The organism is Pseudoalteromonas sp. SWYJZ12 (genome assembly GCF_015864395.1).
GTDB classification, from domain to species: domain Bacteria; phylum Pseudomonadota; class Gammaproteobacteria; order Enterobacterales; family Alteromonadaceae; genus Pseudoalteromonas; species Pseudoalteromonas arctica.
Map to the genome: position 1 here is coordinate 1 of NZ_JADYXH010000029.1, position 19,432 is coordinate 19,432.

14 protein-coding genes are annotated in these 19,432 nt (G+C 39.0%); 3 read left to right on the plus strand and 11 right to left on the minus strand.

The window, feature by feature from the left end:
- Nucleotides 1-84 precede the first annotated feature (84 nt).
- A complete protein-coding gene (locus I6F42_RS18875) occupies nt 85-717 on the minus strand; it encodes a M48 family metallopeptidase (RefSeq protein WP_374939253.1) in 633 nt (210 codons plus the stop codon).
- Between the two features lie 344 nt (nt 718-1,061).
- On the opposite strand from I6F42_RS18875, the gene I6F42_RS18880 reads away from it, so the two are divergent.
- The gene (locus I6F42_RS18880) at nt 1,062-4,394 is read left to right on the plus strand and encodes an MHYT domain-containing protein (protein WP_197153082.1); all 3,333 of its coding nucleotides are present in this window, start codon (nt 1,062-1,064) and stop codon (nt 4,392-4,394) included.
- A gap of 3 nt (nt 4,395-4,397) precedes the next feature.
- Nucleotides 4,398-5,390 (plus strand): two-component system response regulator, encoded by a 993-nt coding sequence (locus tag I6F42_RS18885; RefSeq protein WP_101163310.1) that lies wholly within the window; start codon nt 4,398-4,400, stop codon nt 5,388-5,390.
- On the opposite strand, the gene I6F42_RS18890 is transcribed toward I6F42_RS18885, so the two are convergent.
- Together I6F42_RS18890 and I6F42_RS18895 are read right to left on the minus strand one after the other, a co-directional pair.
- A complete protein-coding gene (locus tag I6F42_RS18890) occupies nt 5,387-5,827 on the minus strand; it encodes a VOC family protein (protein WP_197153084.1) in 441 nt (146 codons plus the stop codon). The genes I6F42_RS18885 and I6F42_RS18890 overlap by 4 nt on opposite strands.
- A gap of 1 nt (nt 5,828) precedes the next feature.
- Nucleotides 5,829-6,560 carry an HD domain-containing protein gene (locus I6F42_RS18895; protein WP_231616403.1) on the minus strand — a complete coding sequence of 244 codons (732 nt, stop codon included), beginning with the start codon at nt 6,558-6,560 and terminating at the stop codon, nt 5,829-5,831.
- Between the two features lie 64 nt (nt 6,561-6,624).
- On the opposite strand from I6F42_RS18895, the gene I6F42_RS18900 reads away from it, so the two are divergent.
- Nucleotides 6,625-7,815: a class I SAM-dependent methyltransferase gene (locus tag I6F42_RS18900; protein WP_007581068.1), complete on the plus strand. Its 1,191-nt coding sequence runs from the start codon at nt 6,625-6,627 to the stop codon at nt 7,813-7,815.
- Between the two features lie 30 nt (nt 7,816-7,845).
- Here the strand turns inward: I6F42_RS18900 and I6F42_RS18905 are convergent, their stop codons facing one another.
- From I6F42_RS18905 to pgi, 8 genes are all read right to left on the minus strand, one after another.
- Nucleotides 7,846-8,142 carry a PilZ domain-containing protein gene (locus I6F42_RS18905; protein ID WP_007581065.1) on the minus strand — a complete coding sequence of 99 codons (297 nt, stop codon included), beginning with the start codon at nt 8,140-8,142 and terminating at the stop codon, nt 7,846-7,848.
- A gap of 9 nt (nt 8,143-8,151) precedes the next feature.
- Nucleotides 8,152-8,532 carry a PleD family two-component system response regulator gene (locus tag I6F42_RS18910; protein ID WP_007581064.1) on the minus strand — a complete coding sequence of 127 codons (381 nt, stop codon included), beginning with the start codon at nt 8,530-8,532 and terminating at the stop codon, nt 8,152-8,154.
- A 75-nt stretch (nt 8,533-8,607) separates the two neighbouring features.
- A complete protein-coding gene (gene hrpA, locus I6F42_RS18915) occupies nt 8,608-12,495 on the minus strand; it encodes an ATP-dependent RNA helicase HrpA (protein WP_197153088.1) in 3,888 nt (1,295 codons plus the stop codon).
- Nucleotides 12,496-12,767: 272 nt separating this feature from the next.
- Nucleotides 12,768-13,799, minus strand: a complete 1,032-nt coding sequence (locus tag I6F42_RS18920; protein ID WP_197153090.1) for an isoaspartyl peptidase/L-asparaginase family protein — start codon at nt 13,797-13,799, stop codon at nt 12,768-12,770.
- A 290-nt stretch (nt 13,800-14,089) separates the two neighbouring features.
- Nucleotides 14,090-14,794 carry a SapC family protein gene (locus I6F42_RS18925; RefSeq protein WP_002961447.1) on the minus strand — a complete coding sequence of 235 codons (705 nt, stop codon included), beginning with the start codon at nt 14,792-14,794 and terminating at the stop codon, nt 14,090-14,092.
- Between the two features lie 336 nt (nt 14,795-15,130).
- Nucleotides 15,131-15,841: a 6-phosphogluconolactonase gene (gene pgl / locus I6F42_RS18930; RefSeq protein WP_007581060.1), complete on the minus strand. Its 711-nt coding sequence runs from the start codon at nt 15,839-15,841 to the stop codon at nt 15,131-15,133.
- Nucleotides 15,842-15,843: 2 nt separating this feature from the next.
- Complete coding sequence (zwf, locus tag I6F42_RS18935; protein WP_197153092.1) at nt 15,844-17,316, minus strand: glucose-6-phosphate dehydrogenase; 1,473 nt, start codon at nt 17,314-17,316, stop codon at nt 15,844-15,846.
- Between the two features lie 268 nt (nt 17,317-17,584).
- Complete coding sequence (pgi, locus tag I6F42_RS18940) at nt 17,585-19,231, minus strand: glucose-6-phosphate isomerase (RefSeq protein WP_024591002.1); 1,647 nt, start codon at nt 19,229-19,231, stop codon at nt 17,585-17,587.
- Between the last annotated feature and the right edge of the window lie 201 nt (nt 19,232-19,432).

A 19,432-nucleotide genomic window follows, 5' to 3' on the forward strand; every position in this document is an offset into this window, starting at 1 on the left:
TATTCCTATATTCCTATATTCCTATATTCCTATATTCCTATATTCCTATATTCCTATATTCCTATATTCCTATATTCAGTAACATCAAAACACCCACTGTAAACTCATACCATTTTGTTTTAACCAATTAGATGATGTTTTGTAATCGGGGAAAAACGCCTCTACTCGCTGCCAAAAAGCTTTGCTATGATTTAAATACTTTAAATGGGCAAGCTCATGAACAATCACATAATCTATAGCGTGGTAAGGAGCACCTATAAGATGTAAATTAAAAGTGAGTTCTCGCTTGCTATTACAACTCCCCCACTTTCGTTTATAAACACCTATTTTTAAATCATTTGGCAACTCTTCACCCATTTGAGTACAGAAATACGCTAAACGCATTTCTATGTAAGCAATAAGCTGCTCTTTTAAATAAGTCTCTAATAGCTGTCGATACTTTTGATTAGTGTTTTTAACTCGAGGAGATATTGTAATAAGTAAGTGGTCATCATACGGGGTTACTTTGGAATCTTGGCCTGAGTCCAATTTCAAATAAATAGTTTCTGAAAAAACACTTATTTTTTTAGATTCAAAAGGGTACTGCTTAGTGTCATCAATTGACAATTGTTTTTTTAATTGTTCTGCAACCCACTCTTGTTTGTCAACTAACCAAGTATCAATGTGTTTTTTTGCGACAAAATGTGGCGCATACACAGTTACCTTTTGACTATGCACTTTTATTGCGACTGTTTTGCGTCTAGTACTCTTTTTTAGTTGATATTCAAACACGACTTAAACTCTAAATATAGCATCCGTTTATATAATCCATATTACCATCAATTTTAAACTCTTAAGCATAAAGTCGCACTTAACTCCTAATCCGCTTTATTATAATAAGCTAGAGATTGAGCCGTCTGTTTTCTTTGAATTGAAAGTTAAATCACTTTATTTACTTCAATAACAAAACAATAAATAAATTTGCTTAAAATTCGTCACTTTATAGCGCGATTAGAAATAACGGTTCATTTATTAGTAAATTAGATTAAACTTGTAAAATAAAGATTATATTTCGAGCCGTTATGCTATCAGCTTTCTTCATTACAGACCAAGATCCAAGCCTAATACTTAATGGGGTTTACGACCCTCTTCTAGTCTCAATGTCTGTATTAATAGCCATTTTTGCTGCTTTTTTTACTACAAAGCTCATTGATTTAGCAAAAGAGACTAAATTCCCTCGTTATCAACGTTTAGCAAATATAACCGCAGCAACTGTATTTTCTTCTGGTATTTGGAGTATGCACTTTATAGGTATGTTAGCTTTTTCGCTATGTACTAATATAAGCTACGATCCAACAATCACACTACTCTCTTTTCTTCCTGCTTTATTAGCATGTCAGTATGCGGTATCAATACTTGTAAATAGTGATGGAAACTTTAGAGTGCTCAGCATTTGCTCCATCTTACTTGGGGCTGGTATTGGTACAATGCATTACAGCGGTATGGCTGCAATGGAGCTTTCCCCAATGTTGCGCTATGACCCACTGACCTTTGGCCTTTCAATTTTAGTTGCCGTCGCTCTTTCGTTTATAGCGTTATATAGCCGCTTTAATCTTGAAAAATTTTTTCCAAAATTATCATACCTACAAAATAGAGCCATCAGCGCTATTATATTAGGCTTTGCTGTTGCTGCTATGCATTATATGGGCATGGCATCTACACGCTTTGTTGCAACATCTCCTCTTTTATATGACGACGCAAATGCTTCTGCTGGGCTCACTTTTGTAGCCATCGCGGTTGCAACAGCAACGATTGCCATTACAAGCGTAGTAGCGGTACTTAATGGCATGGTCAGATATAAAATGTTACTTGAAGAAAAGTCAGCCGACGAGTCTCGCTTAAACGCAATTTTAGGCACAGCCATTGATGGAATCGTAACGATTGATCACACCGGCATTATTTTGAGCTTTAACGAATCAGCCAGTAAAATTTTTGGCTGGCACGAAAATGAAGTACAAAATCATAATATTAAAATGCTAATGGATGATGCTATCGCGATGCATCACGATAGCTACCTTTCTAAAGCTAAAAATATTGATTTAGGTAAAGTAATCGGTGTTAACCGTGAAATTTTTGCAAAGCATAAAAATGGCCACTTATTCCCGATTCGTTTGGGGATTGGAGAAGTTAATCAGCCAGGGCAAAATCCTCTATACGTAGGCTTCATAACAGACTTATCAGAGCAACGAACTTTACAAAAAAGCCTTGAAGAAAAAGAGCAAAAGTATCGCTCTTTAATGGATAACATGCCAGGTGTGGCTTTTAGGTGTAAATTTGATGATAACTGGACCATGCTTTTTATCAGCCCGAGCATCAACGAGTTAACGGGTTATAACCCTAATGAATTTACTGAACATTGCATTGAATTTAACGATCTAGTTTTAAAATCAGACCAGCAACCTATTGTAGATGCCGTCACAAAAGCCGTAGAAGAAAAACGTCAGTATTCAATCGAATACAGAATTCGCCACAGAAGCGGTAAAATCTTATGGCTTTTAGATAAAGGCAGCATCGACTTTGATACCCAAGGTCAAGCAAAGTGGATTGATGGTGTTTTAGTTGATATTACAGAACGCAAAGAATATGAAGAAAAACTAGAGCAAGCTAAATTTAAAGCTGAAGAAGCTGCTTATGCAAAGCAATCTTTTATGGCTAATATGAGCCATGAAATACGCACCCCAATGAATTCTATAATAGGTTTCAGCGATCTATTAATGGATACCCCACTTGATCAAGAACAACAAAAGCATTTAGTGACCGTAAATAATGCAGCGCGTTCATTACTTAGATTATTAAATGAAATTCTCGATTCTGCAAAACTAGAGCGCGGTAAGCTCACTATTGAGCCAATACACTTTAGTTTAAAGCCAGTAATAGACAGTATTATTTCTACTTTTTGGTTAGAAGCTAAAAAGAAAGATTTAGAACTTAAACTTCATATTAAAGAATCAGTAAGTGCTACTTATTACGGTGACCCAGATCGACTCAGGCAAGTACTTACTAATTTAATTGGTAATGCTATTAAGTTTACCGAAAAAGGCTCTGTTACCGTAACTGTTGCTATAACACAAAATCAGCATCTGTTTTTTGAAGTACAAGATACCGGTATTGGTATTGCAAAAGATCGTATTCAAGCAGTGTTTCAACCTTTCGAACAAGCCGATGGTACTACTACTCGCCGTTTTGGTGGTACAGGTCTTGGTACTACCATAAGCAAACAACTTGTAGAGCTTATGGGCGGAACAATAAACTTAGTAAGTGAACTAGGTAAAGGCACCTGCTTTTACTTTTCATTGCCGCTTACTTTAGGTGACGAAACTAAAATAGATCATTTTGATGGTCTACACACACAACTGCCTGCACTTAGGGTGTTAGTAGTTGACGATATCGAGCAAAATACAGAACTACTTTCTTTACTCCTGTCACGCGATCAGCATGCAGTTACCAAGGCATCTAACGGACTTGAAGCGATTAAAGTATTTGAAGAACAAGACTTTGATGTCATTTTAATGGATATACATATGCCATTGTGTGATGGCATAGAGGCAACACAAAAAATAAGAGCAATAGAAAATCAAAGACAAATTAAATACACGCCAATTATCGCGCTCACAGCCAGTGTATTACAACAAGATAAGCTTACGGCTAAAAAAGCAGGCATGAATGGCTTTGCAAATAAACCCGTCGATATAAATCAGCTAAACCAAGAAATAGCACAAGTGCTTGGTCTTGGTATTGCAAAAGAAATGGTTATATCGCAAAGCGATCCTAAAGCGCAGCATATAGATTTTGAAAAAGGGTTAGCCCTTTGGGGTTCTAAATGTAAGCAACTTACAGAGATTACTAAATTTATTAGTGACAGTAATAAACGGTTCGAAACATTATTCAGTGATAAATTATCAAACATAAAAGATGTCGATAGCACCATTCACACACTTAAAGGTGTTGCTGGTAACTTAGGCCTAATAACATTAATGAAGTTATTAACCGATTTAGAGCAAAAACAAAGTGACGCTAAAGTTATTAGTACTTTAGACGATATAAAAAACGAGCTACTTGTCATCTCACAACTCCTGTCATCTAATACTTGCGATAAGCCAAGTAGTAAGCCTGAAGATAATAGTTCTGACACGCTATCAATTGATGAAATTAAGTCACTGTGTAAGACGCTTTATCAAGATGCACAAAATGCAGAATTAAATGATGAGCTACTAGCAAAACTGCAACGCGGCATACCTTCAATCTATAAAAATGAAGTTGATGATATAGCCGAGGCCTTTGATGAATTTGATTTTGATAAAGCACACGTAATACTAGAAACCTTACTTGAAAAACTAACAAACAATGAGTATTAATTAATGGATTTTACAACAGATAGGCCACGAGTATTAATTGTTGACGATGAGCCTGCAAATCTAAAAGTAATGCGCGAAGTGTTAGGTAATCAATATCGTATGTCGTTTGCTAAATCGGGTGATGCCGCATTGGCACTACTTGAAAAAGAACTACCAAAGCTAATTTTGCTCGACATAATGATGCCAGATATGAATGGGTTTGAAGTCTGCCAGCGGGTAAAAAACAATCCTAAAACGTCTCATATCCCTATTATTTTTGTGACAGCTTTGGGGGACGAAAATGATGAATTTAAAGGTTTTGAACTTGGTGCCGTAGATTATATTACTAAGCCAATAAGCCCTGCTATTGTAAGAGCTAGAGTTAAAACTCACTTATCGCTAGTGCAAGCTGAGCAATTAAAACAAGCACATGTAGATTTAGTACAACGCCTAGGCCGTGCAGCTGAATATAAAGATACTGACACTGGCGAACATATAGTGCGTATGAGCCAATACAGCAAAGTATTAGCATTAGCGCTAGGTATGGATGAGCAAAGTGCAGAGCTTTTACGCCAAGCCGCCCCAATGCACGATGTTGGGAAAATAGGTATCCCTGATGCTATCTTACTCAAGCCAGGAAAGTTAACTTTTGAAGAGTTTGAGCATATGAAGAAACACGCCATAATTGGTGCACAAATATTAGCAAATTCTTCATCGCCATTATTACAACTCGCTCATAAACTTGCTATTGAACACCACGAAAAATGGGATGGTTCAGGCTATCCTAACGGGATCAAAGGCGAAGAAATATCAATTGAAGGTAGAATTGTTGCCGTTGCTGACGTTTTTGATGCTCTGACTTCAAAACGCCCTTATAAAGAGGCATGGAGTGTAGAGAAAACAGTTTTGCATATGCAAGAGCAAGCAGGAGCTCATTTTGATCCCGCTCTAATCGAACTATTTGTGAAAAAATTAGACGATATTCTTGCTATAAAAAATTCAAATCAAGAAAGCTAATTCTTTTTAGCGCTGTGAGAGCCAAGCTCAACATTTGGGTAGTAAGACTTTATATAACGATAGTCATGTGACGTAATTTCATGGCTATTGCTACTCTCATCTTTAAAGTACATAGAAAACGTTACACCATGATCTGCTAAAACTACTTTTATATTTAAACCCTCAAGATGATTACGCCATTGAATAAATTGATCCCCTGAGGCCAAAAATGCAATCCCTTTACTACGCCCCTCACCTTCAAAAAGTGCTAAACGAGTTGTTGAACTTGTATCTTCAAGTGTTAAAGGGCCGCGTCCGTCCTCATCCCAAAAGGCAAGCTCGGGTACTACACTAAAACCTAAAACACGCTCATACCACTTAACGGCATCAACCAAGTTATCAACATTTAAATGGCAATGATCAATCCCAGATAATTTAGGTATGCTTGTATTATTCACGTTACTCACCTATTTCTGACTTTAATTGCTCTAAAAACTCATGCATATACCTTGTTCGTCTATTCGCTTCTGCTTTAGCTGATGGGGTATTCATACTATCGGCAATATGTAATAACTTTATGAAAAAGTGATCAAGCGTGTATGTTTTATCATCAGCCTCGCGTTCAACACAAAAAGGGTCATTTGGGTTATACAATAACCGAGAAATTGATCCGCCTACTTTCATGCATCGACTCACCCCAATAGCGCCCAATGCATCCATTCTGTCAGCATCTTGTACTATTTGCGCTTCAACTGTTTTAATTTTTATATTTGCGCTGAAGCTATGCGCCGCAATTGCATGATGAATCTCATCAAAGAGTGATTCGTCATAATTAATAGATTTTAAAAACTCCAATGCCTTATCGGCTGCCATAGTAGAGGCTTTTGCACGATCAGGATGATTTTTAGCCACTGCCACACAGTCATGCATCCACGCTGCAGGTAATACTACTGACATGTTTGCCTGCTCCGCATCACATAGCTGTATTGCAACGCGCACCACGCGTTCTATATGGGTAATATCGTGAGCTACATCAGCATGCACTAAAGAGGTTATAAATTCTCTACATTGTGAATTAAGTATTTTTAAATCGGGGCTTAAAACGGCGTCAGGCACTATTAGGTTCCAAAAGCTAATGAATCGATAAATTATCCGTACTTTACCGTGCTTTATGCCCACCTTGCAAAACATTCATTGTATGTTGCTCCTTGCTTGACTAAAATACAGCGCTTATTTATTACTACTGAGAAGCCTTATGTCATCTGCCGTTTACCTACAAGCTGGTCGCGATAAATCATTAAAAAGAAAACACCCTTGGTTATTTTCAAAAGCCATCAAAAAAATTAAAGGTAAACCTGGATTAGGCGACACAGTAACGATTCACGATAGCGAAGGTAAGTTTTTAGCAACTGCTGCTTACAGCCCTCACTCACAAATTCGTGCACGTGTTTGGAGCTTTGACGAAAAAGAAGTAATCGATCAAAACTTTTTTGAACGCCGTTTACGTCGCTCATTAGAAGCACGTAGCCAAGTAATAGAAGAAGGCGGATTAACAGGGTTTCGATTATGTGCTGCTGAATCTGATTACTTACCAGGCGTTACAATCGATAAGTTTGATAACGTGTTAGTGTGTCAGCTATTAAGTGCCGGTGCTGAGCGTCATAAAGGCGAGATTGTTGGCGCGTTGATGTCTATTTTCCCAGGTTCTAGCATATACGAGCGCTCAGACGTAGAAGTACGCACTAAAGAAGGCTTAGAGCCAATAAAAGGCGCTCTTTGGGGTAACGAACCAACACAGCCGGTACTTATTGAGGAAAACGGTTTTAAAATTGAAGTCGATATAATTGATGGACATAAAACAGGCTTTTATTTAGACCAGCGCGATAGCCGCGCCGCACTTGAGCGCTTCTCAAAGGGTAAAACGGTACTTAACTGTTTTAGTTATACAGGTACATTTTCGTTGTACGCCCTGCGTGGTGGATGTGAGCATGTAACTAACGTAGACGTATCTCAACCCGCTTTAGATACAGCAAAACGTAATGTTGAGCATAATAACTTAGATTTAAATAAAGTAAGTTTTGTTAAGCAGGACGTATTTAAGTTACTACGCCAATACCGCGACGAAGGTAGACAGTTTGATACCATCGTAATGGACCCACCAAAGTTTGCTGATAATAAAGCGCAGCTAACCGGTGCGTGTCGTGGTTACAAAGATATCAACATGATTGCCATGCAAATACTAAAACCAGGTGGAACATTACTAACGTTCTCATGCTCTGGTTTAATGGAACAAAACTTATTTCAAAAAGTAGTCGCCGATGCAGCACTTGATGCAGGTAAAGACCTACTTATAATGGAGCGATTAAACCAGGCAGCTGATCACCCAATTGCTGGCAGCTACCCTGAAGGCTTTTACTTAAAAGGCTTAATCTGTAAGGTTTTTTAATATCTACTATTGAGTTTAACTGGATTCAAGTTAGTTAAACTGAATGATTTCAAGACCTGCTGTTACCGTGCCATCATCTTCTTTGCTGGCACGTATTACTTTTGCTGTTGCATTTAAAGGCGCAATACTTGGGTGAGTCGAATCAATGTTCACCGTCAGTAATGTATTAGGTTCAAGTAATTCATCTAAATGAATTGATAAACCTGTTGCACTTAAATCCACGCACTCTGCGGCAAAACTTAAACCCGCTATTGGTTCTATCGTTGTTAAATTTGCAGGTGTATTGATCTGCATGCGTCTAAAATTTCGCTTATCATCAGTAAACATACGTTACCTCTAAAAAACCGTGTTAATTTCTTCCAACAAAGCACCCACTGAAAATGGCTTTACAACATATGCGTTACAACCAGCGTCAAACCCTGCTTGTTTTTCAGATGGAGACTCTAGGCCCGATACCATAACAACAGGAATATTTTTTGTTTCAGGTGTGTGTTTTAGCATTCGGCATGTATCATAACCATCAAGACCAGGCATACAAACATCAAGCAAAATTATATCTGGCGGACTCGCAATTGCCGATGCAAGACAGCTTTGCCCTGAATCTGCATAACTAACATCAAATTTCGACGCGAGTGCTGCTTTGAGCATTTCAAAATTAAAATACTCGTCGTCTACCACTAAAAGTCGCTTTGTTTTATGTTCAATCGATGAGGACATAACTATGTCACTTCCTTTTCAAAACAAAAATAAATCCTCCTATTAAGGTACTAAGCTTAATAGAAAATGCAAGTTTTATTCTATCTCTTTTATCGCATTAAGTACTCGCTTAGCCGAAATTGGGTAAGGAGTTCCAAGCGTTTGAGCAAATAGCGACACTCTAAGCTCTTGTTGCATCCAAAAAATAGCGGTTACTTCTTGTGGAATAGGCAAGCCTTTAGGCGTTTTATTAACTACTTTTTTGTACTCTTGAGCAACTTTATCCAACTCTAGTACGCATAACCTATCACGATTTGGATCCACAGGCAGCTTCTCTAAACGTTTTTGAATCGCTTTTAAATAACGAATTAAATCCGTTATTTTATCTGCGCCATGCGCGCTCACAAAACCTTTAAATATAAGTGACTCAAGCTGTGATTTTATATCGCCATGCGCGGTTATCATCGTTAAATCAACGCGCCCTTTCATTTTTTTATGCAGTGCGTGCGCAATACTTAATACTTGCTCAACTTGCGTTGCAATCGATACAACGGCATCACCGAGCTCACCTCGTATTTGCTCTTTTACTGTTTCAAATACTTTTTCATCGCGTATATCGCCGTGTTTCACTAATAAGCTATCAACACCTGCGGCGATACAGTCATCAATTAAATCAGCTATTTTACCAAATGGGTTAAAGTACAAACCCAGCTTTGCCTTATTCGGTAAGTTTTGTTGTAAGTACTTAATTGGCGACGGCACATTTAACAATACTAAACGGCGCAAACCTTGTTGATGCGCTTGCTGCGCTTTTGCTTCACTATCAAAAAGCTCCACTGCAGCGGCTGATTTTTTATCCACCAGCGCAGGGTATGCTTTTATTTCGTATTGACCTTGTTTTTTAACATATGACGCTGGCAGCTCACCAAAGTCCCATTGTGTTAGGTCTGATTTTTCAATGCCTTTATCGGCTACTTTAGACAGTGTTTCGGTTACTTCACCTTGCAGCTCTGCTTTAAGTTTGGCTAAATCAAGTCCACGAGCAAGTAACTTATCGTGTTCATCACGTACTTCAAACTGCAATCGTAAATGCGGTGCAAGCGCGGTTAAATCCCACGCTTCTGCATCAACTCTCACACCTGTCATTCTTAATAAACGCGTAGCTAAAGCATCAATTAAGCTACCTTGCATTGGCTCAATAGCTGCAAGTACTGCATCTGCGTAATTTGGTGCTGGCACAAAATTACGGCGAAGCGATTTAGGTAATGACTTTATAAGCCCACTTATTAGCTCATGTCTAAATGCAGGTATATGCCAGTCAAAACCACTCTCTTGTACTTGATTTAAAAGTGCTACCGGTATTTGTACCGCAACGCCATCAACTGCTTGGCCTGGGTCAAAATGATAAGCAAGCGGCAGTATAATATTGTCTTGCTGCCATGTGTCAGGGTAGTCAAACTCAGTGATATTACTTGCACCATGCTGCATTAGCTCTTCACGAGTCATGTGTAGGTAATGCTTATTTTGTTGTTTTTGTGTTTTATACCATTTTAAAAATGCAGCGCGGTTATTAATTTCTTTGGGTATTTTTTTATCGTAAAACTCAAATAACGTTTGCTCATCAACTAAAATATCACGACGACGCGACTTATTTTCCAGAACTTGAATATCTTCAATAAGCTCACTGTTAAATGCTAAAAAGCCCTCGTTTAAGCCCAGCTCTTGCTCAACTAATGCAGTGCGCACAAAAAGCTCTCGGCTCACTTTAGGGTCAATATTGCTATAAACACAGCGGCGTTTATTTACAACAAGTAAGCCATACAAAGTTTGCTGCTCAAACGCGATTACCGCACCTGGCTTTTTCTCCCAGTGTGGCTCTGTATAGCTGCGTTTCACTAAATGCTGTGCTAATGGTTCTACCCAGTTAATGTCTATTTTTGCATTTGTGCGGGCATATAATTTACTGGTTTCTACCAGCTCTGCCGACATAATCCATTTAGGGCTCTTTTTAAATAAACCTGAACCCGGAAAAATATGAAACTGACTATTACGTGCGCCTTTGTATATTTGCTTCTCATCTTTAAAGCCAATATGGCTCAGCATTCCGCTTAATAACGCTTTGTGAACGAGTTCGCCATCAGCCGCTTGGCTGGTTGCCTTCATACCCATTTCGTTACACACAGTACTTATTTGATAAACAATATCTTGCCACTCACGCAGGCGCATATAGGCTAGGAAATCTTTTTGACACAGCTTTCTAAACTGGCCATTAGTCAGCTCGCTTTGCTGCTCTTCTAGGTAATTCCATAAGTTCAAAAAAGCGATAAAGTCTGAATCTGGGTCGTCAAAGCGACCGTGTTTTTCATTGGCTGCAGCACGTTTTTCTTGCGGGCGTTCGCGTGGATCTTGAATCGACAGTGCTGCCACAATAACAATCACTTCTCGCAATGCGCCAAGTTTGTGAGCGGTGAGCACCATTTTGGCTAAACGTGGGTCAACGGGTAATCGGCTGAGTTCTCTACCTGAAGCGGTTAAACTCGTTTTACTATCACGTTTGTCTGGTTTTACTGCTTGTAGTTCTTCTAATAACGATAAACCATCACTTATATTACGGCTATCTGGTGCTTGCACAAACGGAAATTGCGCCATATCACCAAGCCCGAGTGCCAACATTTGTAAAATAACTGAGGCAAGATTAGTACGCAGTATTTCAGGGTCGGTAAACTCTGGGCGCGATAAAAAATCATCCTCAGAGTACAAGCGAATACAAATACCCGCTTCAACACGTCCACAACGACCCATACGCTGATTAGCACTTGCTTGCGATATAGGTTCTATTGGCAGGCGCTGAACTTTTGTACGATAACTGTAGCGGCTTATACGCGCAGTACCTGGATCTATGACATAACGAATACCCGGCACGGTTAGTGACGTTTCGGCTACGTTGGTCGATAAAATAATATGACGACGAGAATGTGGCGCAAATATACGGTTTTGCTCTGCGTTAGATAAGCGCGAGTAAAGTGGTAATACATCAGTGTGTTTTAAATTACGCTTGCTAAGTGCATCAGCGGTATCGCGTATTTCACGCTCACCGTTTAAAAATATCAGTATGTCGCCAGGACCTTCCGCGCACAGTTCGTCAACAGCATCAAAAATACCTTGTAGCTGATCGCCCTCGGCTTCCATATCTTCTTTATTAATATCGGCCGTTGGGTTGTAACGCACATCAACAGGGAAAGTACGACCCGATACTTCTATAATAGGCGCATCATCAAAATGCTTTGAAAAACGCTCAGGATCGATGGTTGCAGACGTAATTATTATTTTTAGATCGGGACGTTTTGGAAGTAGGTTTTTTAAGTAACCTAAAATAAAGTCGATGTTTAAACTACGCTCGTGCGCTTCATCTATAATTATGGTGTCGTATTGGTTTAAAAAACGATCTTGCTGAATTTCTGCCAGTAAAATACCGTCAGTCATTAGTTTAACGTACGTATTATTAGAAACCTGATCGCTAAAACGAATTTTAAAACCGACTTGCTGACCAAGTTCGCACTTCATTTCTTCAGCAATACGGTTAGCCACCGTTCGCGCTGCTAATCGGCGTGGTTGAGTATGGCCTATTAAGCCATCAACACCACGGCCAAGCTCTAAACACATTTTAGGTATTTGAGTTGTTTTACCTGAGCCCGTCTCACCTGCAATAATAACCACTTGGTTATTTGCAATGGCGTCTTTAATTGTTTCCTTTTTTTGACTTACTGGCAATTGCTCAGGGTAAGTCACTTTAGGAAGGCCCGCTAAGCGTTTATCGCGTAATTCTTGGCTACGGGTTATATCAGCCGCTATTTTTTCAAGCGCGTTGGCATGCTTGTTTTCATCTGTTATTTTTTTTACGCCATGTAAGCGTTTTTTGAAAATGAATTGATCTTTTTTCAAGCACGTTTTTAGCTCGCCAAACAACTGACCTAGGTTTACCACCCGCATACCTTACAAAATTAGTTAAAGAGCCATAATTGTATCAAATTAAACGGCCGGGGTTAATCCTACAAAATGCATAACACGGGGTTGTTTGTTATATAAACGCTGCGATTCACCCAAACTGCGAATAATAAATCTATCTCAAGCGGTTATTTTCAGCGCTAACTGCACTGAAAATAACTAGCTAGCAAAAAATGAATTCAAATATCATTGTGGTTCAATATGTTAGTAAATCTCTTAACCAGAGTTGAGGTTAATTAAATTACTTTGGCTTATTCGTCGTTAAAAATGCCCACGTAGGTCGCTTGCGTATTCAACTTACTTGCCCGATACATGCCAGAGGTATTAAACGGCAAGCTAATATTCCCCTTAGTATCAATAATAATAACGCCGCCAGTGCCGCCAATTGGCTTAAGCACACCGTTTATAACTTCATCTCCAGCTTCAGCTATGGTTTTACCTTGATACTTAACACGCGCACATATATCGCTCGCTACGTTATAGCGAATAAAATATTCACCGTGCCCTGTTGCCGATACTGCGCACGATTCGTTTTCAGCAAATGTCCCAGCACCAATTACCGGCGCGTCACCTACACGGCCATAACGTTTTGCCGTCATACCTCCTGTGGATGTACCTGCCGCTAAATTACCGTTTTTATCAAGCGCCACTGCGCCAACCGTGCCCATTTTGTAAGAGTTAGGCAATGCTTTGTGCGCAGCTTGGTACTTTTTACTGGTTGCTTTGGCTTTATCTAATTTTTGTTTTGCTTTTAAAAGCGCTTTGTAACGAGGCTCGGTATCAAATAAGTTATTTTCGACAAGTTCAACACCTTGCTCTTTAGCAAACTCCTCAGCGCCTTGCCCACTAAGCATTACGTGTACAGAGTTATTCATGACCAAACGCGCTAATTTAATCGGGCTCTCAATATGCTTTACACCCGCAACGGCACCTGCTTCACGGTTTCGACCATCCATTATGGATGCATCAAGCTCATGCCCGCCATCGTAAGTGTATACCGCTCCACGCCCTGCATTAAAATAAGGCGATTGCTCTAATACTGTAATTGCCGCAGTTACCGCATCTAAACTTTCACCGCCTTGGTGCAATACTTTATAACCTGTCTCTACGGCCTCTGTTAATTTAGCGCGGTACTGCTTTTCTTGAGCGGGTGTAAATCGTGCTTTTTCTATTGTCCCTGCCCCACCATGAATCGCAATGGCAAAAGGAGTCTCTGCAGCGAATACGCTATTACTTAAAGCAAAAAGGCTGCTCGCAAAAATTGCTAATAAGGGTGTTTTCATAATGAGTTCTTTTATGGGAAAGTTATAAACTAATGTGAATGGTTGCGGGCTTAATTTCAACTAAAGTGAGTTTAATGGCATAAAAAAAGCGCCTTAAGGCGCTTTTTAAAATTTTACGTGTTTGTAATACCAATTTTATTAAAAACATGGTCATTCTAGCGTATTAAATAGCTCACTAACTACGTTGAAAATTATTTATATAGAACAACTATGTATCATAATTTTAGCCTTGTTATTGAGCCATTTTCTTATCGCTATAATAGATCACTAATTTAATGCAATTGGTATAATTAAGCTTGTTTAGCTTTTAAACGCGCTAAACGTGCTACTTGATGAGTAGACGTTAAGAAAGAATAAATTGGTGCTAAGTAACCACGTTTACGAAGCTCTAAGAAATCAGCATCGCTTAACTCGTTTAGCTTTTTCTCATCGATAAGGTAAATACCGTTGATGTCTTTTTTCTCGCCTTTAATGTCTACTGTTAGCGTTTGCGCAATTAGTAGCTCTTTATCAGCAAGGAATTTAGTGAACGCTTCAGTTACTTGAGAAAACTCAATAAAAGATACAAGCGCTTCTTTACGACGTTTTAGGTAATCTGTTTCTTCGCCGTTTTCAAATAATGCATTACCTTCGTCTTCACCAACAAGCGCACTTGCTTCGTCAATTACGATACCGTATTGATCTTGATCTGGGTGTTTAACTAAGCCTAATGGGTAACGAGTAGATGCCATAGGTGCAAATGCTGCAGTCCATTTGCCATCTTCTACAAAAAGGTTTTCGCCTGGCTCTAAGCCAAACATAGCAACAGCTTGAAAAGTGCCGCTTTCGTTGTTTTTAACGAATGACATTGGAAACTCGTTTGCTACGCGTGCAAACTCATGTGCAACTACTGGCACTAAATGTTGAGTTTTCATGAATTCTACATTGATGCCGTTTTGAATTTTAGTGTTGGCATGTTTTTCGTTGTGTAAAGGCTGTACTTGTTGCTCCGCCATGTTACTGCTCCGTTTATTTTAATTTATATGTTTCATTGTTAATACCTTTAGGCTAATGCTTTTGAGCTAAAAAAGGAAGGGAAACTTTTATGACAACGGCCATGAAAAAATAAAATTTAACTAAATCTGAACGTTGCTAAAAAACATACAGCTCAAACTCATAAATTTTGTTCAAAAACAACACACTTCATGGTTGATTTTAATACAAACCAAAGTTATTCATTAACATTGGTTAACAGTTCAGGGCTGTTTTTTTGCAGTGTTTAGGCTTAAATTTGAGCAAATAAAAAAGGCCGCTTATATAAGCGGCCTTTAAAAGTTAAATTAGCATCTAAATTAAGGCGCCCAATATACTTCAATATTTATACTTGGGTGATTAAGCACAGCGCGAAGTGGCATGTCATTAACATCGCCGCCCGCTTTTGCTTGCTTATAAACAGCGAGTTTTTCTTCACCGCTAATTAAAAGCTTAACCACTTTAGACTGCGCAATGGCATTTAACGTAAGTGTCATGCGCTCAGTAATACTACCCGTCACATCACTTTGTATCGCATTAATTGCACATACTGTTTGCTCAGTTGTTAAACCGTGCTCTAAACCTTCTGCATTTGGGAATAACGACGCTGTGTGACCATCTGGGCCCATGCCTAGAATAGTTACATCGTATGGCGCTTTTAAAGCACTGTAAGCAGCTTCACACACTTCACTGCCTTGCTGCGCGGTTGCAGCATCGTTTTTCATGGTTATAAAGTTTGCAGCACTGCCAAAATTTTGTAATAACGTGCTTTTAATAAATGCTTCGTTACTTTTTTCATGGCTTGGGTCTACCCAGCGTTCATCAACCATAGCAACATCAACATGTTGCCAATCTAAATCAAGCGTTGATAAATGCTTATAAGCTGGCGCAGGAGACGAGCCACCCGACACCATTAATACAGCACGGCCATCGTTTTTAATGCCATCACGTAGTGATTGCTCAAGCGTTGCAGAAAGCTCAGCTGTTAACGCGTCTTTATCGTCAAAAAATTTTTCAACTAGTGTTGCCATGCTTATACCTTATCGCCTGTGTTAAACCACACGTGGCTTTTTTCTGCCAATAGTTCATCAGCATCCTCAGGACCCCAGCTACCAGCACGGTAAAGTGCAGGCTTGCCTTTGTCTTGCCAACGGTCAATGATTGGATCAATCCATTTCCACGCTTGACGAACTTCATCACGGTGAATAAATAACGACGGGTTATCAGCAGCGGCATCAAGCATTAAACGCTTGTACGCATCTGAGTGAAAACCATTACTGTAAGCTTGTGAAAGCTCAATATTCATTGTTACTGGTTCAAGTTGCATTTGAAGGTTATCAAGACGCTTAGACATAAGCGTTAGTTGAATTGTTTCCTCTGGCTGCAAACGAATAACAAGACGATTTGGCTCGATATTACCCACGTTATCTTCGTAAATATTGTGAGATACTTTTTTGTATTCAACCACAATTTCTGCACAGCGCTTAGCCATACGTTTACCCGTACGAAGGTAAAATGGAACACCCGCCCAGCGCCAGTTATCAATATGCGCGCGAATAGCTACAAACGTTTCTGTTTTACTAGAACCTTCATTTAGCTCTTCTAAGTAACCCGGTACAATTTTACCGTTTAAGTCACCTGGCACGTATTGACCACGAACAATATTTTCATCAACATCGCCATCTACAAGCGGGCGAAGTGCTTCTAATACTTTTAATTTTTCGTTACGAATACTGTTAGCGTTAAGCTTATTAGGCGACTCCATTGCAACTAAACAAAGTAGTTGTAATAAATGGTTTTGAACCATGTCACGAAGTGCACCGGCTTTATCGTAAAAACCAGCACGGCTTTCAAGGCCAACAGTTTCTGATAAGCTAATTTGGATGTTATCAATAGATTTAGCATCCCACATATTTTCAAACAATGAGTTTGAAAAACGTAGCGCCATTAAGTTTTGTACTGTTTCTTTACCTAAGTAATGGTCAATACGGAAAATTTGCTCTTCATTAAAAAATTCCGCAATTTTTCCATTAATTGCTTCAGCAGAATCACCGCAATAACCAATAGGCTTTTCAACAACAACGCGTGATGTAGGTGTAATTAAACCTTTAGTCGATAATATTTCACAACATGTGCCGTAAACAGCAGGCGGAAGCGATAAATAAAACACACGAGACTTAGTACTTTCGTGCTCATCTAAAATGCCTTTTAGCACATCCCAGTTGTCGTCTGCTTCTGTAACATTACTTACCACTGGCACTAAAAAAGTAGAAAATGCTTTCCAATCTTTAGCGTTAAACTCACCTTTGCTTAAAAATTCTTGTAATGCTTTATGCGCTGTTTCTATGTATTCAGCACGTTTCGATTCTTCGCGCACTGTTGGTAGGATACGTGAGCCTTCAGGTAAGTTACCTTCTTGATATGCTCTGTACATTGCAGGTAGCAATTTGCGTAACGCAAGATCACCACCGCCCCCAAAAATTATAATATCAAAAGGATTAAGCATAGTTACTCTCTACGTTGTGATACCCAGTACACTTTATAAATGCGCGGGTATGCCTATTTATTGCTAGATTAGATGGCTTTTATAGCTGTATTTAAATAAAAGCCTGCTGAATTGTTCTGTATCGATGATTTATTATTATTTTTATCATTGCGCTTATTAAATGAGCCTTAGGGGCCCTGTATCTCCTCTCACAAAAATACAGACCCTAAGCACTCCAGCGCTACCCGTTCAAAGGTACTCGGTTTACTTACTTGCGTAAGCGAATTTTTTACTGCGTACGGTTTTGTTTGTAGTACGCCATTAAGCCGTTTGTCGAACTATCATGAGCGTGTTTAACGCTTTCATCAGTAAGTTCACTCTCAATTTTAGATGCTAAACCTTTACCCAGCTCTACACCCCATTGGTCAAACGAACATATTTCTAAAATAATGCCTTGGCAAAATATCTTATGCTCATACAGTGCAATTAAACGGCCTACTGTTTTAGCATCTACTGTATCTAATAGCATAGACGTTGTAGGACGATTGCCTTGATGAATTTTATGATTTAATAACTCATCAATCTCTGCTTGCGATTTACCCTTAGCGGTTAAGTCAGCGGTAACTTGCGCTGCATCTACACCACTCATCATCGCTTCTGTTTGTGCAAAGAAGTTTGATAATAAAATATCGTGATGCTTATCAACATTCACTTGTGGTTTAACTGATGCAATAAAATCTGCAGGTACAATTACATTACCTTGGTGTAAACACTGATAAAACGCGTGCTGACCATTAATACCCGTCATGCCCCAAATAATTGGAACTGTAGTATAAGGTACCGTTTCGCCTGCAAAGTTAACATGTTTACCGTTACTTTCCATTTCGCCTTGCTGTAAATACGCAGGCAACATATGCAGTGCTTGGTCGTACGGTAATATAGCTTGTGCTGTGTAGCCTAAAAAGCTCGTATTCCATACACTAAGCAATGCCATAATTAATGGTATATTTTGCTCAAACGGCGCAGATTTAAAGTGCTCGTCTATTTCAAACGCGCCTTCTAAAATTGCTTCAAAGGCGTCGTAGCCTAAATATAAAGCAATTGGTAAGCCTATCGCACTCCAAAGTGAAAAGCGACCGCCAACCCAATCCCACATAGTGAATACGTTTTCGTCGCTGATACCAAAGGCTGCCGTTTTTTCTAAATTTGTACTTACTGCAACAAAATGCTTTGCAATTGTACTTTCATCTTTTGTTGTTTGTAAAAACCAATCAACCGCTGTTTTAGCGTTTGTCATGGTTTCTGACGTAGTAAATGTTTTTGACGAAATAACAAATAATGTTGTTTCAGGGTCAATGGCTTTCAATATAGACGAAATCTGTACACCGTCAGCATTAGATACGTAATGAACATTTAACGTATCATCAGCAAGTGCTTTTAATGCCTCGGTTGCCATTTGTGGGCCAAGGTTAGAACCACCTACACCAATACTTACCACATCTTTTACCGCTTTACCGGTATAGCCTAACCATTTACCGCTACGAACTTTTTCTACAAACACTTTAATTTTAGCTAATTCGTTGTCTACGGCTTGTGTTACGTTTTCGCCATCCACTATTAATGGAGTGTGAGCACGATTACGAAGTGCCGTATGCAGTACTGAGCGATCCTCGGTGATATTGATTTTTTCACCGCTAAACATTTTATCGCGCCACGATGCAATATCGCATTCTTTAGCAAGCGACATTAAGTTTGCAAAAACATCGTTATCAATAAGTTGCTTAGAATAGTCGAATAATACGCCAGGTACTTGAGTCGAAAACTGAGAAAAGCGCGTGTCATCTTGTGCAAATAACGTTTTCAGATGTGTTTGTTTCATCTTAGCTGCACTTAGTTCTAGTGCTTGCCAACTTGCTAGTTGCGTTCGGTTAGACATGGAAATATCCTCTAGTTTTTTCAATCAATTGATTTAAAAATGTTTTTTATAAAAGCAAAACTCTTAACACTGTTTATTTACACTAAAATAAAGCGCCGATAGTATAACTAAAAATGCAAAAAAAGTGCTGTTTTTATAATTTTAGATGCCGATGATAACGCAATTTTTAGCTTTTGACACCGGTATCATAAAAATTTTATA

Excerpts from the sequence above, each read along its gene's own strand:
- I6F42_RS18880 (WP_197153082.1), top strand. The coding sequence starts at position 1,062 with ATGCTATCAGCTTTCTTCATTACAGACCAAGATCCAAGCCTAATACTT.
- I6F42_RS18900 (WP_007581068.1), top strand. The coding sequence starts at position 6,625 with ATGTCATCTGCCGTTTACCTACAAGCTGGTCGCGATAAATCATTAAAA.
- I6F42_RS18895 (WP_231616403.1), bottom strand. The coding sequence starts at position 6,560 with ATGTTTTGCAAGGTGGGCATAAAGCACGGTAAAGTACGGATAATTTAT.
- zwf (WP_197153092.1), bottom strand. The coding sequence starts at position 17,316 with ATGCTTAATCCTTTTGATATTATAATTTTTGGGGGCGGTGGTGATCTT.
- I6F42_RS18925 (WP_002961447.1), bottom strand. The coding sequence starts at position 14,794 with ATGGCGGAGCAACAAGTACAGCCTTTACACAACGAAAAACATGCCAAC.
- pgi (WP_024591002.1), bottom strand. The coding sequence starts at position 19,231 with ATGTCTAACCGAACGCAACTAGCAAGTTGGCAAGCACTAGAACTAAGT.
- pgl (WP_007581060.1), bottom strand. The coding sequence starts at position 15,841 with ATGGCAACACTAGTTGAAAAATTTTTTGACGATAAAGACGCGTTAACA.
- I6F42_RS18905 (WP_007581065.1), bottom strand. The coding sequence starts at position 8,142 with ATGTTTACTGATGATAAGCGAAATTTTAGACGCATGCAGATCAATACA.
- I6F42_RS18910 (WP_007581064.1), bottom strand. The coding sequence starts at position 8,532 with ATGTCCTCATCGATTGAACATAAAACAAAGCGACTTTTAGTGGTAGAC.
- I6F42_RS18885 (WP_101163310.1), top strand. The coding sequence starts at position 4,398 with ATGGATTTTACAACAGATAGGCCACGAGTATTAATTGTTGACGATGAG.
- I6F42_RS18920 (WP_197153090.1), bottom strand. The coding sequence starts at position 13,799 with ATGAAAACACCCTTATTAGCAATTTTTGCGAGCAGCCTTTTTGCTTTA.